Below are 18,626 nucleotides of genomic sequence, written 5' to 3' on the forward strand. Positions count from 1 at the left end.
ACCGGTATGGCGCGCGCAACACTGATCGGCTTCTCCGCGGTCGCCATGTGGGCGCTGCTGGCGCTGCTTACGGATGCTTCGGGCGCCGTGCCGCCGTTCCTGCTTTCGGCAATCACCTTTACGATCGGCACTTGCGTCGGGCTGGTTGCCCGGCTGTTCATGCCGGCAGCTGATGGCGCCGCGAAGATACCGCGCCAGGTTTGGGCGATCGGCATTGCCGGCCTGTTCGGCTACCACTTCTTCTATTTCACCGCGCTGCGCAATGCGCCGGCCGTCGAGGCCAGCCTGATCGCCTATCTGTGGCCGCTGCTGATCGTGCTGGGGTCGGCGCTGATGCCGGGCGAGCGGCTGGCCTGGAACCACGTCGCCGGCGCGCTGCTCGGCCTTGCCGGCACGGTCCTGATCGTCACCAAGGGCGGCGGGCTTGCCTTCGATGCGCGTTATGCCTTCGGCTATGCAATGGCCGGCGTCTGCGCGGTGCTGTGGTCGTCCTATTCGCTGTTGTCGCGGCGCTTCCCGTCGGTGCCGACCAGCATCGTCACCTGGTTCTGCGCCGCCACCGCGGCACTTTCGCTGGTCTGCCATCTGTTGCTGGAAGAAACGGTGCTGCCCAACGGCGCCGGCCAGTGGCTGGCCGTGCTCGGCCTCGGTCTGATGCCGGTGGGGGCGGCGTTCTATGCCTGGGACATCGGCGTCAAGCGCGGCAACATCCAGGTGCTGGGGGCGGCGAGCTATGCCGCGCCGCTGCTGTCCACCCTGGTGCTGATCACCGCCGGCTTCGCCGAGCCGTCATGGCGCATCCTCGCCGCCTGCGTGCTGATCACCGGCGGCGCGGCACTGGCGGCGAAATCGCTGTTGCTGCGCAAGAGGGCCGCGAGCGAGGCAAACGCGTGATGCCGTTTTCCGGCGGCATCGATGCCAATGCCAATGCGACGCTGCTGTTTTCGCTGGCGGCGGCGGTGATTTACGCGTTCAGCCTCGGCATGCCGCCGCGCCTTTCGCGGTCGGCGGCAAGGACATTGGCGGTGGCGATGCTGGCGGTGCTGGTCGCGCAGCAGGGCGGCCCATGGCTGCTCGTCGCCGCGCTGGGCGCCAGTGCCATCGGCGACGCCTTCCTGTCGCGCGACGGCGAGAAGGCATTTCTTGGCGGCACGGCCAGTTTTCTTACCGCGCATGTGCTTTACGTCGTGCTGTTCCTGCGCGCCGGCAGCGGCCTCGGGCTGCTCTCGGCCGAACCGTGGCGAGGAATTATTGCCCTAGCGATGGCCGTGTTGGCGCTGGCGATGGTTTTCGCGCTCTGGCGCCGCATCGGCCCGGCCTTGCGTTTGCCGATTGGCATCCATGTCGCGGCGTTGCTTGGCATGGGCATTGCGGCGCTCACCCTGAACAGCGTCTGGGTCATTGGCGGCATCGTCCTGCTCATGCTGTCCGACGGGCTGCACGCCGCGGAAAAGTTCCTGCTGCCCGCCATCTCGCCGCATCGCATTTGGGTGCGCCATGGGGTCTGGGCGCTGTATTACGTCGGCCAGCTGGCGATCACGCTGGGTTTGCTGCTGGGCTAAGGTGCCTTAGGCGTTCCCGGCTGCCAGCCTGGTTCGGCCAGTTCGAAGGCGGAGAAATCGAAACCCGGCGCCACGGTGCAGCCGACCAGGGTCCATTCGCCGAGGCTGCGCGCCGACTGCCACCAGCCCGCCGGCACGACGATCTGCGGCCGCTCGCCTGCGGCAAGCGCGGTACCGAGGATCTCCTCGATGACGGGACCGCCTTCTCGGTGTATCGACAGCGCCAGCGGCGCACCGTCATAGAAATGCCAGACCTCGGCCGCGTCCTTGACCCGGTGCCAGGCCGACAATTGGTCCTTCTCGAGGAGGAAATAGATCGCCGTCGAATGGCCGCGCGTGCCTGCCGCGCCGTCGCGAAAGGTCTCGGCATACCAGCCGCCTTCCGGATGCGGCTTCAGGCCGAGCAGGGCGATGATTTCGGCGGAACTGGTCATGACCCTAGCTCCTGGCGCCGCTCAGAAATTGTCCTTGCGCTTGCGGATCTCGGCGAACACTTCGGCGTCGGAGGCGTTCTCGAGGCCGAGATGCCTGCGGATCGCCGGATCGTGCCAGCGCAGGAACGGATTGGTCGACAGTTCCTCGCCGATGGTCGTCGGCAGCGTCGGTTTGCCGTCGGCGCGCAACGCCTCGACTTTCGCGGCGCGCTCTTTCAGCGCCGAATTGGTCGGGTCGACGGTCAGCGCGAAACGGGCGTTGGCCAGCGTATACTCATGGCCGCAATAGACGACCGTGTCGGCCGGCAGCGCCGCGAGCTTCTTCAGGGATTCGTACATCACCGGCGGCTTGCATTCGAGCAGCCGCCCGCAGCCGAGCGCAAACAGCGTGTCGGCGGCGAATGCCACTTTCGACGCCGGCAGATGATAGGTGACATGGCCGGCGGTATGGCCGGGTGTGGCGATGACCTCGATCCGCTCGTCGCCGAGATGGACCACCGAGCCTTGCTCGACAGTTTCGTCGATGCCGGGAATCTTTGCCTTTTCGGCTTCCGGCCCGACAATGCGCAGCTTGAAACGCTCCTTCAGCGCCAGATTGGCCTCGACATGGTCTAGATGGTGGTGAGTGGTCAGGATCATCGTCGGGGTCCAGCCCGTGCGCTTGATCGCCGCCAGGATGGGCGCCTCCTCGGGCGCATCGATGAGCGCCGTCTGGCCGCTTTTCGGGTCGTGCACCAGCACGCCGAAATTGTCGCTGCGGCACATGAATTGTTCGATCTCGACCGGCATCGCATCTCTCCCTTTATTGCCGCAGACATAGGGCGCCTGCCAGCCGATGTCATCTGCCTTTGTTGAACTTGGACTGCTTCGAAGCTACCGTTCCGCGCATGCATTCAGACATTGTCGATCTCCGTTCGTTTTATTCGACCACGCTCGGCCGCCTGGCCGAACGCTCGATCACCATGGCGCTGTCCTCGATATGGGCCGTCGTGCCCAACGAGCGGCTGGTCGGCCTCGGCTACACCTTGCCGTGGCTGGAGCGCTTCGGCAGCGATGCCGAGCGCGTCTTTGCCTTCATGCCGGCAACGCAGGGCGCGGTGGTCTGGCCGGCGACCGGGCCGACGGCGACTGCCCTGGTCTTCGACGAGGAACTGCCGCTGGTCGATTCCTGCATCGACCGCATGCTGCTCGTCCATTCGCTCGAACATGTCGAGAACCCGCGCGAGACGCTGAACGAGATCTGGCGGGTGCTGTCGCCGGCCGGCCGTGTCGTCATCGTCGTGCCCAACCGGCGCGGCGTCTGGGCACGCTTCGAGCATACGCCTTTCGGCAATGGCCGGCCGTTCTCGCGCGGCCAGCTGACCGAATTGCTGCGCGAAGCGAATTTCACGCCGGCGGCGTGGTCCGATGCGCTGTTCTTCCCGCCGTCGCCGCGACGTTTCATGATGCAGTTCCATAATGTGCTGGAACGCGCCGGCCGGCGCTTCTGGCCGATCTTTTCTGGCGTTATCGTTGTCGAGGCGCAGAAGCGGCTCTATCAAGGCGTGCCGGTTGCCCAGCGCGCGTCCCGCCGCGTCTTCGTGCCGGTTCTCTCGCCGCATGGCGCGCCGACGCTTGGCCGGGCTGTCGCGGGCCGGACGTCCGACACCGCCAGGATGACGCGTTCGTGATCCGACGCAGGCTTTTTCTCACCAAAAGCGCGTCGCATTAGACCGGCCTCGTACGACGCGCTTTAGGTTGTTGTTTTATGCATGTCGTTATCGCAAAACCGCTGCACACTTTTGCGCGACATGCATTGTCTGTCGCGGACGGGTTGGCTGCCGGATTGAAGGCATACGCGGTCGATTCTATGACCGGGTTTCAGCATCGCTTTCGAATGCAAGGATCCACTCATGGCTGATCTTCCGGATGTCGAGGCCAGCGCCCAGAAGCTTGCCACGTCGATCGAAGCCAGCAGCCTGCGTGAGCAGCTGGCAACAATCAAATTGGCACTGACCAGCTCGCCAGTGCGAAAACAATTGCTTTGGGCAGCGATCGGCATCGTCGCCGTCATCGTGGCGAGCTCGATCGGGCAGGTTCTGCTCAATCGCTGGAACCAGCCTTTCTACGACGCGCTTGCGCGGCGCGACATGCCGGCTTTCCTGCATCAGCTTCTGGTCTTTGCCGGCATCGCCGGCGGGCTTGTGGTGCTCAATGTCGGCCAGACCTGGCTCGACCAGATGCTCCGCCTGAAGCTGCGCGAGGCGCTGACGCTCGACCTGATCGACGAATGGATGCGGCCGGCGCGTGCCTTCCGGCTGACCCATGCCGGCGCCATCGGCGTCAATCCCGACCAGCGCCTGCAGCAGGATGCCGGGCATCTCTCCGATCTTTCCACCGGTCTTGGCATCGGCCTGCTGCAGTCCTGCATCCTGCTTGCCTCGTTCGTTGGGGTCCTGTGGTCGCTGTCTTCCGGCTTCGTCTTCCACATAGGCGGCCATTCGCTGGCCATACCCGGCTATATGGTCTGGGCGGCGATCCTTTATGCGGGCACCGCCTCCTGGTTGAGCTGGCTGGTCGGGCGACCGTTGATCCGCTTCAACAACGATCGCTATACGCGTGAAGCGGAGCTGCGCTCCTCGGTGGTTCGCGTCAACGAGAATGTCGATGCCATCGCGCTGGCGCATGGCGAGGCCGATGCCAGGCGCCGGCTCGAATTCGATCTCGGCATGGTGCTGGGCGCCATGCGGCGCATCTACAGCGCCCAGATCAATCTTTCCTGGGTTACCGACACCTATGGCTGGATCACTGTCGTCGCGCCGATCCTGGTCGCCTCACCGGTCTATTTCGCCGGCGATATCAGCTTTGGCGGCTTGATGATGGCAGTCGGCGCTTTCAACCAGGTCCATTCGTCGCTGCGCTGGTTCATCAACAATATCGGCGGCATCGCCGATTGGCGCGCTACGCTGATGCGGGTCGCCGACTTCCGCATCGCGCTTGCCGACACCGACGCGCTGCACCATACGGAAAGGCGCATTTCGTTCGGCGAAAACCCGGACGGCAGCCTGACCTTCGAGAAACTCGAGGTCGCCTCGCCGGAGGGATGCACCAAGCTTGCCGAGCCGCATGTCGAAATCCGCGCCGGCGACCGGGTCATGATCACCGGAGATCCGGGCGCCGGCAAGACGCTGTTCTTCCGGGCCATTGCCGGTCTGTGGCCATGGGGCAGCGGACGGATCGGCATGCCGGCCGGAGAAGCGCCGATCTTTGTTCCGCGTACCCCCTATTTCCCGCTCGGCAAGCTGCGCGAGGTGCTCAACCATTCAGACGGCGCGGCGGAGGCGAGCGATGCCGAGATCTCGGAGGTGCTGGCCGATGTCGGGCTGCAACGCCTGTCGTCCTCGCTCGATCGCTCGGCGCGCTGGGAGCGTGAGCTCAGCGACGACGAGCAGCGTCTGCTGGCCTTTGCCAGGCTGGCCTTGCGACGGCCGAAATGGGTGATCATCGACGAGGCGCTGGACGCGTTCGACGGCCCAACGCTGAGGCAAGTGCTGTCGATGCTGGAGAAGCGCCTTCCCGACGCCGCGATCCTCAATATCGGCCGCGGCCAGCACAATGCCCGCTTTTTCCGGCGGGCGTTGACCATCGTCAAGGATGCCGGCCAACCGCCACTCAAGCCGGCCCGTATCAGGGCAGGTGCCATCGAACCGCCCCCGGCGATCGCCTCGACCGGCCGAAAGAAATAGAAGGCAAGCTTTATTTCGCCGCGATCGCGGCGAAAAACTGTCGCGATCGTTTCAGATGGGAACGTTCCGATCGGCCATGCTTGACGCACTCGCCCTGCTCGCCTGCCTTGCCTGCACCCCGGCGGCACCTGCGGCCGCGCCGGCCAATGCAATTGCCGTCGATGTCGAGCTGGTGCTGGCCGTCGACATCTCGCAGTCGATGGATGAAAGGGAGTTTGCCCTGCAGCGCGCCGGCTATGTCGCGGCGCTGCGCCACCCCGACTTCATCAACGCCGTGCGTGCCGGTACCTTCGGCCGCATCGCCATCGCCTATTTCGAATGGGCCGGCACCATCCGCGACGATGCGGTCATTGCCTGGCAGGTCGTCGACAGCAAGGAGAGCGCCAACGCTTTCGCCGACAAGATCGCGGCCCGCCCGTTCAGGAGCTTTCGCGGCACCTCGATTTCCGGTGCTGTGGCTTTCGGCGCCGAGCTTTTCGACGGCACGGCCTTCACCGGCAAACGCCGCGTCATCGACGTCTCGGGGGACGGCCCAAACAACACCGGCTTGCCGGTCACAACGGCACGCGATGCGGCGCTGGCGAAGGGCATCGTCATCAACGGGCTGCCGATCCTGGTCAGCCCGTCACCCACCTTCAGCCATCTCGACCGGTACTATGCCGAATGCGTCACCGGCGGGCCGGGCTCGTTCGTGCTGCCGATCTATGCTGCTTCCGAATTCGCCACCGCCACTCGCCGCAAACTGATCCTCGAGGTCAGCGGCATCGAGTATCCCAAGGTGGATCCGAGGACGATCCGCATCGACGCACCGATCGACTGCCTGCAAGGTGAGCGCGACCGAAGGTTTTTCTCGGACCCCTATTTCCCGGAACTCGACCGATAAGGCTGGCCCAGGGGTAAGCTAGGCTGGTGGCAGGCCGAAGGCCGGGAACAGAGATGGCCCGAGCGGCCCTATGAAGATCGTCAAGGAAGCGATCCCGCCCTCGGCTGCGTCGAACACATGCAGGGAATGGGCCCGCCATTCAGGGCCATCGTGGCTGCGGGAATAAACCCCGACCGCCGGCTGGGCATTGGCGCGGGTGGCCAGCGTGCGGAAGCCGCCAAACCTCGGCCAGACGGTCTCGAAGAAACCGCGGATCGCTTCGCGGCCTTGATACCATTCACGCCAAGGCGGCATGGTGTAGATGGCGTCCTCACGCAGCAGCTCGATCAAGCTGTCGAGATTGGCGGCCTGCCAGGCCTGCATGTAGCGTTCGAGCAGCAGGCCTTCTTCGGGGCTGGGCCGTGATCGGCTGGCCGGCCGTCCCTGAGGATAGCGCGTCGCCAGCGTTGCGCGGGCCCGTTGCAACGCGCTGTTGATCGAAGCCGTCGATCCGCCCAGCAAACGCGCCGTCTCGACAGCCGACCATCCGAGGACGTCGGCAAGCAGCAGCGCGGCGCGCTGCCTGGGCGGCAGATCCTGGATCGCCGCGACGAAGGCGAGCTGGACGGCCTCGCGGCTCTCGTAACGGGCTTCCGGACCTGGCTCGCTGCTGGCAACGTCTGGAAGCTCGGCGTCGGGGTAGGGCTCCAGCCAGGCGATGTCGGCTACGGGCCCGCCTATGGCCGCCCCGTGCGAGGGCTGCCGTCCGGGTTCCCGGAGAATGCGACGCGCCCTCGACCTCGCCTTGATGGCGTTGAGGCAACCGTTGGTCGCGATCATGTAGAGCCAACCGCGAACCGAACCTCGCCCGTCGAACTCCGATCTTGCGCGCCAGGCGCGAAGCAACGTGTCCTGGACGAGGTCGTCGGCCTCGTGCAGCGAACCCATCATGCGATAACAATGCAGCTTGAGCTCGCGGCGATGCGCGGCCGTGACCTTCTCGAAGGCCAGCCGATCGAGGATCGGCTGGCGTGATGGTTCCAGAGGTGGTTGAGCGTCTGTCATGTGGCTTGTGCGGTTACGAGCGAGCGTTGCATTACGCGCCCCTCAGGCGGCCGGGGCAAGCCCGCTACCGCTCACCATGAAGGAACTGCCTTGCGGCTGGCCGGTGGCGAGTGCGACCACCGCCCGTCCGACATCGGCCGGCGTTTGCATGTCGGTCATGGCGGCGATGAAGTCCGCCGGCTGGATGCCCATATAGGCCGCTATGCTGTCGACGCCGGCTTTGCCCACGCCGGTTTCCGGCATGATGCGCATCGGCGCGAGCGCCATGAAGCGCAGGCCGAGGCCAAGCCGGTCGGCCTCCTTCTGGCTATGACCGGCCAGGAACATCTGCATGCGTTTTGCGCCAGCATAGCCGCCGGCGTTCGGTGGTCCGCCGGTCAAGGCCGCGCCGCTGGAGATCAGAACGATCCGGGTCCCCGGCTTGAGCGGACGCCGCAGAGCGGCCCGGCAAAACAGGAACGACGCCTTGACGTCCGTGTCCCAATTTGCCGAGAACGCCTTCCAGTTCTGTTCATGCACCGGCGCAGAAGGCGCCAGCGCACCTGCGCAGATCACCAGTACGTCCGGCTCAAGCGCGGCGAAGACCTTATCCGGGGCGGAGTCCATCGTAGCATCGGCCGCGAGCGTCTTCACGCCCGAGACCTCCCAGGCAAATTGCGCCAGGGCCTGTTTTCCGCGGGCGACGGCCAGCACCGTCGCTTTCTCCTTGAGGGCGGCCTCCGCGATGGAGCGGCCGACACCACGGCTGCCTCCGACGACGACGACATTCTGATTTTGCAACGATCCCATGGATCACCTCTCTATTCCCGGCCGCCGGACCATCCAGGCGCGCTCATCGATAAGGACAGCGCAGGTGGGTGGAAATCATCGGTGCCAGGCGGAAATATCTTTCAGCTGACGGCAGCGGCGCGTCGGTTTTGTATTCAGTGTCATTACCTCGGGGGTAATCGACCTGTGCGCGACGTCTCGGCAAACTGCTCCCATCAAGCCGGTTGTCCGGCCTTCGACCACAAGGAGTTACGCCATGACCGCCTACGCCGTCGCCCATATGCGCCAGGTCACGCCGGGACCGCAGATCGTCGAGTACCTGCACAAGATCGATGCCACGCTGGAACCGTTTGGCGGCCGCTTCGTGGTGCACGGAGGCGAGGTGGAAGTCGTTGAAAACACCTGGCCGGGCTATCTCATAGTCATCGAGTTTCCCAACCGGCAGCAGGCACGTGCATGGTACGACTCGCCCGCCTATCAGGAGATATTGCCGCTGCGTACCGGCAATTCCCGGTCCGACGTGGTCTTCGTTGATGGCGTCCAGCACCCGCACAAGGCCACGGACGTGCTTGAATAGAGGGAATGATCGGGTACAACCGGCGTCTATGGTGCCGCCATCTATCTGGCGGCACCGAATTTGGATCGCGTCTGCATCGGCAGCTTCACCGCCCCTGCAGCACCTTGATCGCGTTGGACATGTCGCCATGCGACAATGCAGCCAGGTAATCCGAGTAGTTGATCCTGCCGTTCGCGAAGCCGTTCATCAATCGCGTGCAGAACGTGTGTTCCAATCCGGCATCCGGGACGTTCATGAGCGCGGCGAGGTTTGCCCTTTCAACCTTGCCGAACCGCATCTTGAATTTGGTCATGCACCGCTGGATCGCCTGCCGTTTCAGCGCCGGGCTGCCGCTCAACGCGACTTGTCCATTCTGGAAATCGGTCTTCGACGTCGTGCATCCGGAAATCAAAGTGGCCGACATCAAAGCTGTTGCTAATACTAACGTCTTCATTGCTTCCCCCAAACCAACCCGTTTGAGACCTGTTAAAGCAACAAAGAATGCCGGGCAACTTCATTGGATTGAAAATTGAAAATATGGTTTCTTGCGCAGGTCTGAGGTTCGTTGCTTCTGCCTGTCAAACCTATCGTTTCAGCAGGAATACCGCCTGCTGGCCGAAAAAGTTCCAGAACCACCAAGGCATGGAGAAGCCGATCCGCTGGCCGTTGGCGTCGAGCGCGGTTGCCTTTTCCACCGTCGCGCCAAGCTCGTCGCACAGATTGACGAAGTCGCGAATGGTGCAGAAATGGATGTTGGGCGTGTCGTACCAGGAATAGGGCAGGTCCTTGGTCACCGGCATGCGGCCGTTGAAGAGCAGCGAAAGGCGCACCCGCCAGTGGCCGAAATTCGGGAATGAGACGATGGCGCGGTTGCCGATCCGGAGCAGTTCGTCGAGCACCAGCTTCGGATTGCGGGTCGCCTGCAAGGTCTGCGACAGAACGACGAAGTCGAAACCCTTGTCGGGATAGAATTGGAGATCCTTGTCGGCATCGCCTTGAATAACCGACAGGCCGCGCGCCACGCATTCGTTGACGCCGCGCTGCGACAGTTCCAGCCCGCGGCCATCGACCTTCTTGGTCTCCTGCAGCAATTCGAGCAGCAGGCCGTCGCCGGAACCGACGTCCAGCACCCGCGACTGCGGCGGGATGAGATCGGCGACGACTTCGAGGTCGACGCGCTGGGCGCGGTTGACGCTCATGCCTTCGGCTCTTGCTCGGCACATGACCCTGATCCGAAAAGCCTGCAACTTTTCGGGGTCATGCGCTGATGCCTGGCACATGGTCCTGATCCGAACAATCCGCAACTTTTCGGGGTCATGCGCCGAGCCCTCTCGCCCGCGCGGCCGAGGCGATGAAGCCCTTGATGGCGGCGAACAGTTCGGGCTCATCGAGCAGGAAGGCGTCGTGGCCGCGGTCGGTCTCGATCTCGACGAACGATACCGAGGCGCCGGCCGCGTTCAGCGCGTGCACGACCGAGCGGCTCTCCTCGGTCGGGAACAGCCAATCGCTAGTGAACGAAACCAGGCAGAAGCGCGTCTTGGTGCCGGCGAAGGCATCGGCCAACCGGCCGCCATGGTCGGCGGCGAGATCGAAATAGTCCATCGCCCGGGTCATGTAGAGATAGGAGTTGGCATCGAAGCGATCGACGAACGTCATGCCCTGATGGCGCAGATAGCTCTCGATCTGGAAGTCGGCATCGAAACCGAAGGTCAGGGCTTCGCGGTCCTGCAGGTTGCGGCCGAACTTGCGGTGCAGCGCTGCTTCCGACAGATAGGTGATGTGGGCGGCCATGCGCGCCACCGCCAGCCCCTTTTCCGGCCGCTTGCCGTGCTCGAAATACTTGCCGCCATGCCAGTCCGGGTCGGCCATCACCGCCTGCCTGCCGACCTCGTGGAAAGCGATGTTCTGCGAGGAATGGCGGGCGCCGGTGGCGATCGGCAGCGCCGAGAAGACGCGCTCGGGATAGCTCGAGGCCCATTGCAGCACCTGCATGCCGCCCATCGAGCCGCCCAGCACGCTGAACAGCTGTTCGATGCCGAAATGCTCGACCAGCATCAACTGCGCCCGCACCATGTCGCGGATGGTGATGATCGGCAGGTCGAGCCCGTAGGGCTTGGCGGTGGCGGGATTGGTCGAGGCGGGGCCGGTGGAGCCGAGACAGCCGCCGATGACGTTTGACGAGATGACGAAGAAACGGTCGGTATCGATGATCTTGCCGGGACCGATCAGCACTTCCCACCAGCCCGGCTTGCCGGTCACCGGATTGGTGTTGGCGACGTGCTGGTCGCCGGTCAGCGCATGGCAGACGAGGATGGCGTTGGAGCGCGCGTCGTTGAGCGTGCCATAGGTCTGGTAGGCAATCTGGAACGGCGACAGCAGCGTGCCGGCGTCGAGCTTGAGCGGCTTGTCGGCGCCGAAACGCAACACCGGGCTCGACGGCTGGTCGGCCTCGTTGTTGGTTTTTCGCGCGCGCAAAGCGACCATCACATCTCCTTGCCCGGCCTTCAGTTGTCCACCGGTCTGGCAACAAAAAACCGGCCATGCCTTCGCAAAGCCGGTTACAAGATGCAAACGGCCCTTTAGCAAGTTGTTTAACGTGGCTGCAAGCCGACCGGCCAAATCACCACGGAACTGTAGCCGTTCTTCTATGACTCGCGCATGGCTTCGTCAACGGCAAGTTCTTGATCCCGAATTGCCGCCCCTCGACATTCCGGGCCACGGCTTGTATTTCCGCTGCGGCTTCCGGATGGAGGCACTCTCGACGGATTTCATGAAATGAGCCAGACACCGGATCAGACACGTCCAAAGCCCCGCGCCGGCATCATGGACATCGAAGCCTATGTGCCCGGCAAGAGCGCGGCGCCTGAAGGTGTCGCCAAGGTCCATAAATTGTCGGCGAACGAGAACCCGCTCGGCCCTTCGCCAAAGGCGATAGAGGCCGCGCGCGCGGTCGCCGACAAGCTCGCGGTCTATCCCGACGGCAGCGCCAGGCGCCTGAGGGAAGCGATCGCCGAGGTGCACGGGCTCAACCCGGCGAACATCGTCTGCTCCAACGGCTCCGACGAGATTCTGGGCCTGCTGGCGCAGACCTACCTCGCGCCCGGCGACGAAGCCATCATCACCGAACACGGCTTCATGGTCTACAAGATCTACATACAGTCGGCCGGTGCCGTCCCGGTGACGGTCAAGGAGACCGATGAACGCGCCGATATCGATGCGATCCTCGCCGCGGTGACGCCGGCTACCCGGATCATCTTCCTTGCCAATCCAAACAATCCAACCGGCACCTACGTGCCGTTCCAGGAGGTGCGCCGCCTGCATGCCGGCCTGCCGCGAAACGTGCTTCTGGTGCTGGATGCAGCTTACGCCGAATATGTCCGGCGCAACGATTATGAAGCCGGCGTCGAGTTGGTGGGCAGCGCGGAAAACGTGGTCATGACCCGCACTTTCTCCAAATTGGGCCTGGGCGGGGCGCGGATCGGCTGGATGTATGCGCCAATGCACGTCATCGACGCGATCAACCGCGTGCGCGGGCCTTTCAACGTCAATGCAACGGCAATCGAGGCCGGCATCGCGGCGATCCACGACCGCGCCCATATCGAACGCAGCGTCGCGCACAACGAGACCTGGCTGGCCTGGCTGAGCGAGCAACTAAGCGGGCTCGGGCTGCGGGTGACGCCGAGCGTCGGCAATTTCATCCTCATCCACTTTCCCGAGGACAAAAGGCATTCGGCGGCGGCCGCCGACGACTACCTCAGTGCGCGCGGCTACATATTGCGGCGCGTTTCCGGGTACGGTTTTCCCAACGCGCTGCGCATGAGCATCGGCACCGAAGAGGCCAATCGCGGCGTTGTCGCAGCACTCGCGACATTCCTGAAAAGCTAGAACACCATGACATCACCGATGTTCGAAAAAATCGCGCTGGTCGGCATCGGCCTGATCGGCTCGTCGCTGGCCCGCGTCATCCGCCGCGAGGGGCTCGCCGGCCAAATCGCGATTTCGACGCGCAGCGAAGCGACGCTGGCACGGGCGAGCCAACTCGGCCTTGGCGACACCTATACGACGGATGCGAAAGAGGCGGTTCGCGATGCTGATCTGGTTATCGTTTCGGTGCCGGTCGGTTCTTCCGGTACGGTCGCCGCGGAGATCGCGCCGGCGCTGAAGAAGGGCGCCATCCTCACCGATGTCGGCTCGACCAAGGCGTCGGTGATCGCGCAGATGCAGCCGCACGTGCCTGATGGCGTGCACTTCATCCCCGGCCATCCTTTGGCCGGCACCGAAAAATCGGGACCGGACGCCGGTTTTGCCGAACTGTTCGAGAACCGCTGGTGCATTTTCACGCCGCTGCCCGGCACCGATCCCGCAGCACTGGAAAAGCTCTCGGAATTCTGGCGCCGCTGCGGCTCCAACATCGACACGATGGACCCGCAGCATCACGACATGACGCTGGCCATCGTTTCGCACCTGCCGCACATCATCGCCTATAACATCGTCGGTACCGCCGACGATCTGGAGTCGGTGACCAAGTCCGAGGTCATCAAATACTCGGCTTCCGGCTTTCGCGACTTCACTCGTCTCGCGGCGTCCGACCCGACCATGTGGCGCGACGTCTGCCTGCACAACAAGGACGCCATTCTCGAAATGCTGGCGCGGTTTTCCGAGGATCTGTCCTCGCTGCAGCGGGCGATCCGCTGGGGCGACGGCGAAAAACTGTTCGACCTGTTCACCCGCACCCGCGCCGTCCGCCGCTCGATCATCGAGGCCGGCCAGGATATCGACGTACCGGATTTCGGCCGCCAGGCAGTCGAACACCCGCCGAAGGGATAAGCCGCGGCAGGCCGATCGCAGGCCGGCCCGGCTTAGAGCGGTTCATCGTTTCACAGAAACGCCGAACCGCTCTATCTCTTTGTTTTGCGCAATTCCGGACGGAAAACCGTTTCACACTTTTCCTGGAGTTGCTCTAGTCGAGCGGCTTGATCTTGCCGAGCGGGATGAAGCCGAGCGAGGCCTTGCCCCTGACGATCTTCAGCGGCATCGACGGCTGGTTGCCGAGCAGCGCCAGTCCGGCAAAGCCGGTTTGGATCTGTTTCTTCTGCTCGGGGATGGCGGTGGCGAGGATTGCCGCCACGGCCTTTGGATCATTGAGCCTGATCGTCAGGTCGGCATTTATGAGACCGTCGTCATCGACCGACAGCGGTCCCGAAACGGTGATGCGCGCAGTTCCGGACGACAGATCGAGCTTGTGGATTTCGGCCGCCTGGCCGCGCAGGCTCTTCGGATTTGCCTTGATCAGCGTGACGCCGTTCTTCAGCGTCAGGTCGCCGCTGCCGTCGAGCGGCGGCAAGACGCGCCCGTCGATGGCCGCCGCGTCGATTTCAAGATCGGTGAAATTGCCGGCATAGTCGATGTCCGGGCCGTTTGGGCGCAATTGTCCGGTGGCGGTTCCGGCGCTGAACAGCGAGACGGGATCGGTGTCGTCTGCCGGATCGGTCTGGCCGGACAGGCCTTCTGCCTGCAGCGAGAGGCGCCTCGGCAGCGGCCAGGACAGCTTCATGTCGGCCCGCAGATCATCCCAGTCGATCCAGAGCGGGGTCATGCCGGGAACAGAGGTCCTGAGCGGCCCCCTGAGCTCGGCGGCAGGCGACAGAAGCCGGGTGATCTGCGTGGCGGCGTTGATCTTGCCTGTCGATGCCGCGACGTTGCGGCTGTCGTCCTCGTAAGCCAGGCTGTCGCAGGAAACGGTGAAGCTGAAGGGATAGCCGCTGACCGCGAGATTGGCGCAGTCGGCCTTGATGCCTTTGTCGTCGAGATCGGCGACCGCCTTTTTGGTGGCGCTCTCGACCAGGTCCGCCAGGTAGAACCAGCCGGCGCTGTAGATGCCGAACAGCACGAGGATGAAAGCGGCAAGCCACAACAGGCGGCGACGTTGGCTGGGCGGCGGGCGCTCGTCACTTGACGTCATGCTGCGGCTTTCGTTAACGCGGGGTGGCACGGGCGGGCTGTCGCTTGCGGCACCAACAGGTAGACGGACTGAAACACCACCGGTGAGGTGGTCGTCACAATCAGGCTTGGCGATATGGGCGATTTTTGGGTTTTTGGCTACGGCTCACTGATCTGGCGACCGGGATTCGCACATGTCGAGACGCGGCGCGCCCGCCTGCATGGCTACCGCCGTTCGCTCTGCGTCTATTCTTTCGTGCATCGCGGCACGCGCGAACGGCCGGGCCTGGTGCTCGGCCTCGACCGCGGAGGCTCCTGCATCGGGCTGGCGTTCCGGGTTCCAGGCGAGCTGCGCAACGAGGTCATTACCTATCTGCGCGAACGCGAGCTGGTCACCAACGTCTATCTCGAACGTGTGCTCAGCGTTCGCCTCGACAAGGGTGAAACGGATGGGGGCAAGACGGTCGACGCCGTCGCCTATGTCGTGGACCGCAGCCATGAGCAATATGCCGGTGCGCTCGACCCGGCCGAGGCGGCGGCCGTCGTTCGCGGCGCCGTCGGCCAATCGGGGAGGAATGAGGATTACGTGCTCAGCACGCTGGAGCACCTCGAAGCACTGGGTATAAGCGACCACTGGCTGGAAGACGTGACGAGACGGATCGCGACGTAGCGCCTTTTGTCGTTACCATGATGTTTTCGGTGTCGTGACGCGGGCTACATCCTGAAAATCTGTTTTCCAAGATCGGCGCGATCCAGACTGTTTGCCACGGCAAGCTTGAACTCGGTCAGCGGGTGGAGACCGCCGACAGGAACGTGGAAGCCGGGCTGGCCGAAGGTGTCGATAATCTCGCATAGGACAGGCCGGTCGGCTTCGGCAGGCGGCGAAAAGAAGTAGCGATAGATATTCGCCCTGATTTCGACGCCGCTCAGCAACACGTCGAAATTGTGCAGTTCGAAGCGCTCGGCACTCATTCCGCCATTGATCACCATCTGCCCGCCGAGCGCCAGGGTGCGGATCAATTCGCCGCTGACAGGTCCGCCGACATTGTCGATAATCCCGTTCAATCCGGCGCCGCCGGTGATATCCATCACGGCTTCCCGGATACTTGTCTTCAACTCCGAAAGGTCAAGAGTGGCGGCGGCGCCAAGCGTCTTCGGATCGAAGCTTTGGTGCGAGCGCCGCACAAGAGCGATGACGTTGATGCCGCGTCGTTGGGCGAACTGCATCACCATTGTCGAAATTGACGAATAGCCGGCCGTGACAGCCAGCCATTGGCCAGGCCGCACACGGGAATCCACCAGCAGATCCCACGCGGTAATGGGGTTCACCATCTGCCCGGCGCGTTCGACAGGATAGCCGGCAGGCAACGGGATCAGCCATTCGGCGGGAATGGCGGCGTACTCGGCCCAGCTGCCATAATAGCTGAACGCGACAAGCATCCCCGGTTCCAACCCGACGTTCGCGCCAACGGCTTCGACGATGCCGGCGCCATGGTTTCCGGCGATCTGCCGGGGAAAATGCGGCTTCTTCGGTTCGGGATAGAGGTTCTGGATAAACAGGAAGTCGCCCGGATTGATCGAGGCCGAGACCATCCTGACCAGCACCTCGCCGTCGCTGATCCGTGGCATCGGCAGGTCATCCACATAGAGCACGTCGCGCGGCGAACCGATGGCGTCAAATACAATTGCTTTCATGCCGGTCTCCATAACAAACAATCCGAGGCCAACAGTCTGAGCCCCGGCCAGGCCGTGCCGAGACTTGCGTCGGCGCGGCGGAACCTATGGCCGGCCGGCAAAGGTCTGAATTGGCAGATTTGACAATCTATGTGCCAAACTTGCCAGATCGTTTCTTCAGAGGCTGCCGGTTTGGATGCCCGGGACCAGCGCCTTGGGGCCGGACACGGCGCGGCGGGTCGCGGTTTTGTGAAGCGCCGGCGGGCTGGAAAAGAGGCTATGCGTTTGACGTTGCCACGGTGCGACATAGGTTAGCTCGGTCGGCGGCTCCCACCCGCCCCAGCATGAATCACCATGGAGATCAGCCTTGCAGAAACGTCGTCTCGGTCGCACCGACCTATCCATCGCGCCATTGGTTCTGGGCGGCAATGTGTTCGGCTGGACCGCCGATGAGAAAACCTCGTTCGACCTGCTCGACCGCTTTGTCGACGCTGGCCTCAACGCCATCGACACGGCCGATTCCTATTCGCGCTGGATTGCCGGCCACGAGGGCGGCGAATCCGAAACCATCATCGGCAAATGGATGAAGAGCCGTGGCAACCGCGACAAGGTTGTCGTCATCACCAAGGTCGGTTCGGATATGGGACAGGGTAAGAGGGACCTGTCCGCCGCCTATATCGAACAGGCCATCGATGCTTCGCTGAAGAGGCTGCAGGTCGATAGCGTCGATCTCTATCTGTCGCACTGGCCCGACCCGGCGACCCCTTATGAGGAAACGCTCGGCGCTTACCAGAAACTGCTCGACAAGGGCAAAATCCGTTATGCTGGCGCTTCCAACCTCGACGCCGCCCAGCTGCGGGCCGCACTTGACGTAGCAAGCCTGCGCGGCCTGCCGCGCTACGAGGTGCTGCAGCCGGAATACAACCTTTACGACCGCTCGTCCTTCGATGGTCCGCTGCGCGACCTGTGCGCGGCCGAGGACATCGGCGTCATCACCTATTTCAGCCTCGCGAAGGGGTTTCTGAGCGGCAAGTACCGCAGCGAGGCCGACCTCGGCAAAAGCCCGCGCGGTGGCGGTGTGAAAGGCTATCTCAACACCCGCGGCATGCGCATTCTCTCAGCGCTCGATGCTGTTTCAGCCAGACACTCGGCCAAGCCAGCGGAAGTGGCGCTTGCCTGGGTCATGGCACAGCCCGGCGTCACCGCTCCGATTGCCAGCGCGACGACGCTCGACCAGCTCGACAGCCTGGTGCGTGCCGCGTCGTTGCAGCTCAGCCCGGACGATCTGGCCGAGCTCGACAAGGCCAGCGCATAGCCGCGCACGATCGTTCAAGACCGGCGCCGCTGCCTTGCCCTACCGTCCCTGCATCGTCGCAGGATGCAGGGACGCCGCATGACCGGACAGGGTCTTCTCGATCAGCAGCTATGGGAGCGATTGCTGGCGCTTGTGTTGGCGTCGGCCATCGTCATGGGCAGCCCGGGGCCGGCGACGATAAGCGTCACCGCGATCGGCGCCGCGTTCGGCCTGCGCGGTTCGCTGCGCTATGCCTCGGGAATCGTTGTCGGGACGGTTCTCGTGCTTTTGGTGGTGGCGACGGGCATCATGGCCGTTCTCACCGCGCTGCCGAAGCTCGCGGCGCTGTTGGCGGTCGCGTCAGCAGCCTACATCCTCTATCTGGCGTTCAAGATAGCGACGGCGCCGCCGCTGGCGGCACGCATTGGTGGGGCGGCACCTCCCACTTTCCTGGGCGGGTTCCTTCTGGCCGTTGCCAATCCGAAAGCCTATGTGGCGATTGCCGCCGTGTTCGCCGGCGCGTCTCCTGGCGCGGGCGGTCTTGCTATTTCAGCCAAGCTGGCGGTCCTCGCCTTGATGATTGCTGCCATTCATCTCTTGTGGCTTCTCGCCGGCGCGGCTTTTGCACATTTGCTGCGCAAACCGCTGGCGTCGCGGATCATCAATCTGGTGTTTGCCGTGACGCTGGTTGCAACAGCCGCCCTGGCTGCCTTGCCGTGAGCCTTTCTGGCATGCGCGGCGGGTGT

At 63.8% G+C, this 18,626-nt stretch carries 21 protein-coding genes and 1 riboswitch; of the genes, 12 read left to right on the top strand and 9 right to left on the bottom strand.

Annotated elements, in window-relative coordinates:
- Positions 1-6: 6 nt before the first annotated feature.
- Positions 7-894: an aromatic amino acid exporter YddG gene (gene yddG / locus NKH60_RS14030; RefSeq protein WP_352831635.1), complete on the top strand. Its 888-nt coding sequence runs from the start codon at positions 7-9 to the stop codon at positions 892-894.
- Positions 894-1,562, top strand: coding sequence for a lysoplasmalogenase family protein (locus NKH60_RS14035; protein ID WP_352831637.1), 669 nt, complete (start codon positions 894-896; stop codon positions 1,560-1,562). The genes yddG and NKH60_RS14035 overlap by 1 nt, the downstream gene beginning before the upstream one ends.
- On the opposite strand, the gene NKH60_RS14040 is transcribed toward NKH60_RS14035, so the two are convergent.
- Together NKH60_RS14040 and gloB are read right to left on the bottom strand one after the other, a co-directional pair.
- Positions 1,559-1,996, bottom strand: a complete 438-nt coding sequence (locus tag NKH60_RS14040; protein WP_352831639.1) for a cupin domain-containing protein — start codon at positions 1,994-1,996, stop codon at positions 1,559-1,561. The two genes, NKH60_RS14035 and NKH60_RS14040, sit on opposite strands and share 4 nt — an antisense overlap.
- A gap of 21 nt (positions 1,997-2,017) precedes the next feature.
- Positions 2,018-2,785 carry a hydroxyacylglutathione hydrolase gene (gene gloB / locus NKH60_RS14045; protein ID WP_352831641.1) on the bottom strand — a complete coding sequence of 256 codons (768 nt, stop codon included), beginning with the start codon at positions 2,783-2,785 and terminating at the stop codon, positions 2,018-2,020.
- Between the two features lie 98 nt (positions 2,786-2,883).
- Here gloB and NKH60_RS14050 point away from each other — a divergent pair, with 98 nt between their 5' ends.
- The 3 genes from NKH60_RS14050 to NKH60_RS14060 all read left to right on the top strand — a co-directional run bounded on the left by NKH60_RS14050 (position 2,884) and on the right by NKH60_RS14060 (position 6,604).
- Positions 2,884-3,666, top strand: coding sequence for a class I SAM-dependent methyltransferase (locus tag NKH60_RS14050; RefSeq protein WP_023677904.1), 783 nt, complete (start codon positions 2,884-2,886; stop codon positions 3,664-3,666).
- 222 nt (positions 3,667-3,888) lie between these two features.
- Positions 3,889-5,721, top strand: a complete 1,833-nt coding sequence (locus NKH60_RS14055) for an ABC transporter ATP-binding protein/permease (protein WP_352768121.1) — start codon at positions 3,889-3,891, stop codon at positions 5,719-5,721.
- Positions 5,722-5,797: 76 nt separating this feature from the next.
- Complete coding sequence (locus NKH60_RS14060; protein WP_352616064.1) at positions 5,798-6,604, top strand: DUF1194 domain-containing protein; 807 nt, start codon at positions 5,798-5,800, stop codon at positions 6,602-6,604.
- An 18-nt stretch (positions 6,605-6,622) separates the two neighbouring features.
- On the opposite strand, the gene NKH60_RS14065 is transcribed toward NKH60_RS14060, so the two are convergent.
- Both NKH60_RS14065 and NKH60_RS14070 read right to left on the bottom strand, forming a co-directional pair.
- A complete protein-coding gene (locus NKH60_RS14065) occupies positions 6,623-7,648 on the bottom strand; it encodes an RNA polymerase subunit sigma-70 (protein WP_352831644.1) in 1,026 nt (341 codons plus the stop codon).
- A 42-nt stretch (positions 7,649-7,690) separates the two neighbouring features.
- Positions 7,691-8,437, bottom strand: coding sequence for an SDR family NAD(P)-dependent oxidoreductase (locus NKH60_RS14070; protein ID WP_352683094.1), 747 nt, complete (start codon positions 8,435-8,437; stop codon positions 7,691-7,693).
- Between the two features lie 235 nt (positions 8,438-8,672).
- Between NKH60_RS14070 and NKH60_RS14075 the strand changes: the two genes are divergently transcribed.
- Complete coding sequence (locus NKH60_RS14075) at positions 8,673-8,993, top strand: DUF1330 domain-containing protein (RefSeq protein WP_352540204.1); 321 nt, start codon at positions 8,673-8,675, stop codon at positions 8,991-8,993.
- 85 nt (positions 8,994-9,078) lie between these two features.
- Here NKH60_RS14075 and NKH60_RS14080 read toward each other — a convergent pair whose 3' ends face one another.
- Positions 9,079-9,285 (bottom strand): hypothetical protein, encoded by a 207-nt coding sequence (locus NKH60_RS14080; protein ID WP_352483502.1) that lies wholly within the window; start codon positions 9,283-9,285, stop codon positions 9,079-9,081.
- On the opposite strand from NKH60_RS14080, the gene NKH60_RS14085 reads away from it, so the two are divergent.
- On the top strand, positions 9,284-9,505 hold the full coding sequence (locus NKH60_RS14085; RefSeq protein ID WP_352616055.1) for a hypothetical protein: 222 nt from the start codon (positions 9,284-9,286) through the stop codon (positions 9,503-9,505). The two genes, NKH60_RS14080 and NKH60_RS14085, sit on opposite strands and share 2 nt — an antisense overlap.
- 51 nt (positions 9,506-9,556) lie before the next feature.
- On the opposite strand, the gene metW is transcribed toward NKH60_RS14085, so the two are convergent.
- Both metW and metX read right to left on the bottom strand, forming a co-directional pair.
- Complete coding sequence (gene metW / locus NKH60_RS14090) at positions 9,557-10,171, bottom strand: methionine biosynthesis protein MetW (protein ID WP_352471435.1); 615 nt, start codon at positions 10,169-10,171, stop codon at positions 9,557-9,559.
- 115 nt (positions 10,172-10,286) lie between these two features.
- Positions 10,287-11,456 carry a homoserine O-acetyltransferase MetX gene (metX, locus tag NKH60_RS14095; RefSeq protein WP_292661143.1) on the bottom strand — a complete coding sequence of 390 codons (1,170 nt, stop codon included), beginning with the start codon at positions 11,454-11,456 and terminating at the stop codon, positions 10,287-10,289.
- 75 nt (positions 11,457-11,531) lie between these two features.
- Positions 11,532-11,609: riboswitch (SAM riboswitch) on the bottom strand.
- A 138-nt stretch (positions 11,610-11,747) separates the two neighbouring features.
- Between metX and hisC the strand changes: the two genes are divergently transcribed.
- Both hisC and NKH60_RS14105 read left to right on the top strand, forming a co-directional pair.
- Positions 11,748-12,857, top strand: coding sequence for a histidinol-phosphate transaminase (gene hisC, locus NKH60_RS14100; RefSeq protein ID WP_352831646.1), 1,110 nt, complete (start codon positions 11,748-11,750; stop codon positions 12,855-12,857).
- Between the two features lie 6 nt (positions 12,858-12,863).
- Positions 12,864-13,799 (top strand): prephenate/arogenate dehydrogenase family protein, encoded by a 936-nt coding sequence (locus tag NKH60_RS14105; protein WP_352471433.1) that lies wholly within the window; start codon positions 12,864-12,866, stop codon positions 13,797-13,799.
- A gap of 133 nt (positions 13,800-13,932) precedes the next feature.
- On the opposite strand, the gene NKH60_RS14110 is transcribed toward NKH60_RS14105, so the two are convergent.
- Positions 13,933-14,934 carry a DUF2125 domain-containing protein gene (locus NKH60_RS14110; protein WP_352452468.1) on the bottom strand — a complete coding sequence of 334 codons (1,002 nt, stop codon included), beginning with the start codon at positions 14,932-14,934 and terminating at the stop codon, positions 13,933-13,935.
- Between the two features lie 114 nt (positions 14,935-15,048).
- On the opposite strand from NKH60_RS14110, the gene NKH60_RS14115 reads away from it, so the two are divergent.
- A complete protein-coding gene (locus NKH60_RS14115; RefSeq protein WP_352616048.1) occupies positions 15,049-15,582 on the top strand; it encodes a gamma-glutamylcyclotransferase in 534 nt (177 codons plus the stop codon).
- A 44-nt stretch (positions 15,583-15,626) separates the two neighbouring features.
- On the opposite strand, the gene NKH60_RS14120 is transcribed toward NKH60_RS14115, so the two are convergent.
- Positions 15,627-16,607 (bottom strand): quinone oxidoreductase family protein, encoded by a 981-nt coding sequence (locus tag NKH60_RS14120; RefSeq protein ID WP_352831648.1) that lies wholly within the window; start codon positions 16,605-16,607, stop codon positions 15,627-15,629.
- Positions 16,608-16,953: 346 nt separating this feature from the next.
- Here NKH60_RS14120 and NKH60_RS14125 point away from each other — a divergent pair, with 346 nt between their 5' ends.
- A complete protein-coding gene (locus tag NKH60_RS14125; protein ID WP_352831650.1) occupies positions 16,954-17,901 on the top strand; it encodes an aldo/keto reductase in 948 nt (315 codons plus the stop codon).
- Between the two features lie 78 nt (positions 17,902-17,979).
- Complete coding sequence (locus NKH60_RS14130) at positions 17,980-18,600, top strand: LysE family translocator (protein WP_352831652.1); 621 nt, start codon at positions 17,980-17,982, stop codon at positions 18,598-18,600.
- Positions 18,601-18,626: the final 26 nt, after the last annotated feature.

Origin of the sequence: Mesorhizobium sp. M1006 (assembly GCF_040318825.1) — a bacterium.
Taxonomy (GTDB): domain Bacteria; phylum Pseudomonadota; class Alphaproteobacteria; order Rhizobiales; family Rhizobiaceae; genus Mesorhizobium.

Excerpts from the sequence above, each read along its gene's own strand:
- NKH60_RS14085 (WP_352616055.1), top strand. The coding sequence starts at position 9,284 with ATGCACCGCTGGATCGCCTGCCGTTTCAGCGCCGGGCTGCCGCTCAAC.
- yddG (WP_352831635.1), top strand. The coding sequence starts at position 7 with ATGGCGCGCGCAACACTGATCGGCTTCTCCGCGGTCGCCATGTGGGCG.
- NKH60_RS14110 (WP_352452468.1), bottom strand. The coding sequence starts at position 14,934 with ATGACGTCAAGTGACGAGCGCCCGCCGCCCAGCCAACGTCGCCGCCTG.
- hisC (WP_352831646.1), top strand. The coding sequence starts at position 11,748 with ATGAGCCAGACACCGGATCAGACACGTCCAAAGCCCCGCGCCGGCATC.
- NKH60_RS14070 (WP_352683094.1), bottom strand. The coding sequence starts at position 8,437 with ATGGGATCGTTGCAAAATCAGAATGTCGTCGTCGTCGGAGGCAGCCGT.
- metW (WP_352471435.1), bottom strand. The coding sequence starts at position 10,171 with ATGAGCGTCAACCGCGCCCAGCGCGTCGACCTCGAAGTCGTCGCCGAT.
- gloB (WP_352831641.1), bottom strand. The coding sequence starts at position 2,785 with ATGCCGGTCGAGATCGAACAATTCATGTGCCGCAGCGACAATTTCGGC.
- NKH60_RS14105 (WP_352471433.1), top strand. The coding sequence starts at position 12,864 with ATGACATCACCGATGTTCGAAAAAATCGCGCTGGTCGGCATCGGCCTG.
- NKH60_RS14075 (WP_352540204.1), top strand. The coding sequence starts at position 8,673 with ATGACCGCCTACGCCGTCGCCCATATGCGCCAGGTCACGCCGGGACCG.
- NKH60_RS14050 (WP_023677904.1), top strand. The coding sequence starts at position 2,884 with ATGCATTCAGACATTGTCGATCTCCGTTCGTTTTATTCGACCACGCTC.
- metX (WP_292661143.1), bottom strand. The coding sequence starts at position 11,456 with ATGGTCGCTTTGCGCGCGCGAAAAACCAACAACGAGGCCGACCAGCCG.
- NKH60_RS14080 (WP_352483502.1), bottom strand. The coding sequence starts at position 9,285 with ATGACCAAATTCAAGATGCGGTTCGGCAAGGTTGAAAGGGCAAACCTC.
- NKH60_RS14130 (WP_352831652.1), top strand. The coding sequence starts at position 17,980 with ATGACCGGACAGGGTCTTCTCGATCAGCAGCTATGGGAGCGATTGCTG.
- NKH60_RS14055 (WP_352768121.1), top strand. The coding sequence starts at position 3,889 with ATGGCTGATCTTCCGGATGTCGAGGCCAGCGCCCAGAAGCTTGCCACG.
- NKH60_RS14115 (WP_352616048.1), top strand. The coding sequence starts at position 15,049 with ATGGGCGATTTTTGGGTTTTTGGCTACGGCTCACTGATCTGGCGACCG.
- NKH60_RS14035 (WP_352831637.1), top strand. The coding sequence starts at position 894 with ATGCCGTTTTCCGGCGGCATCGATGCCAATGCCAATGCGACGCTGCTG.
- NKH60_RS14060 (WP_352616064.1), top strand. The coding sequence starts at position 5,798 with ATGCTTGACGCACTCGCCCTGCTCGCCTGCCTTGCCTGCACCCCGGCG.
- NKH60_RS14065 (WP_352831644.1), bottom strand. The coding sequence starts at position 7,648 with ATGACAGACGCTCAACCACCTCTGGAACCATCACGCCAGCCGATCCTC.
- NKH60_RS14120 (WP_352831648.1), bottom strand. The coding sequence starts at position 16,607 with ATGAAAGCAATTGTATTTGACGCCATCGGTTCGCCGCGCGACGTGCTC.
- NKH60_RS14040 (WP_352831639.1), bottom strand. The coding sequence starts at position 1,996 with ATGACCAGTTCCGCCGAAATCATCGCCCTGCTCGGCCTGAAGCCGCAT.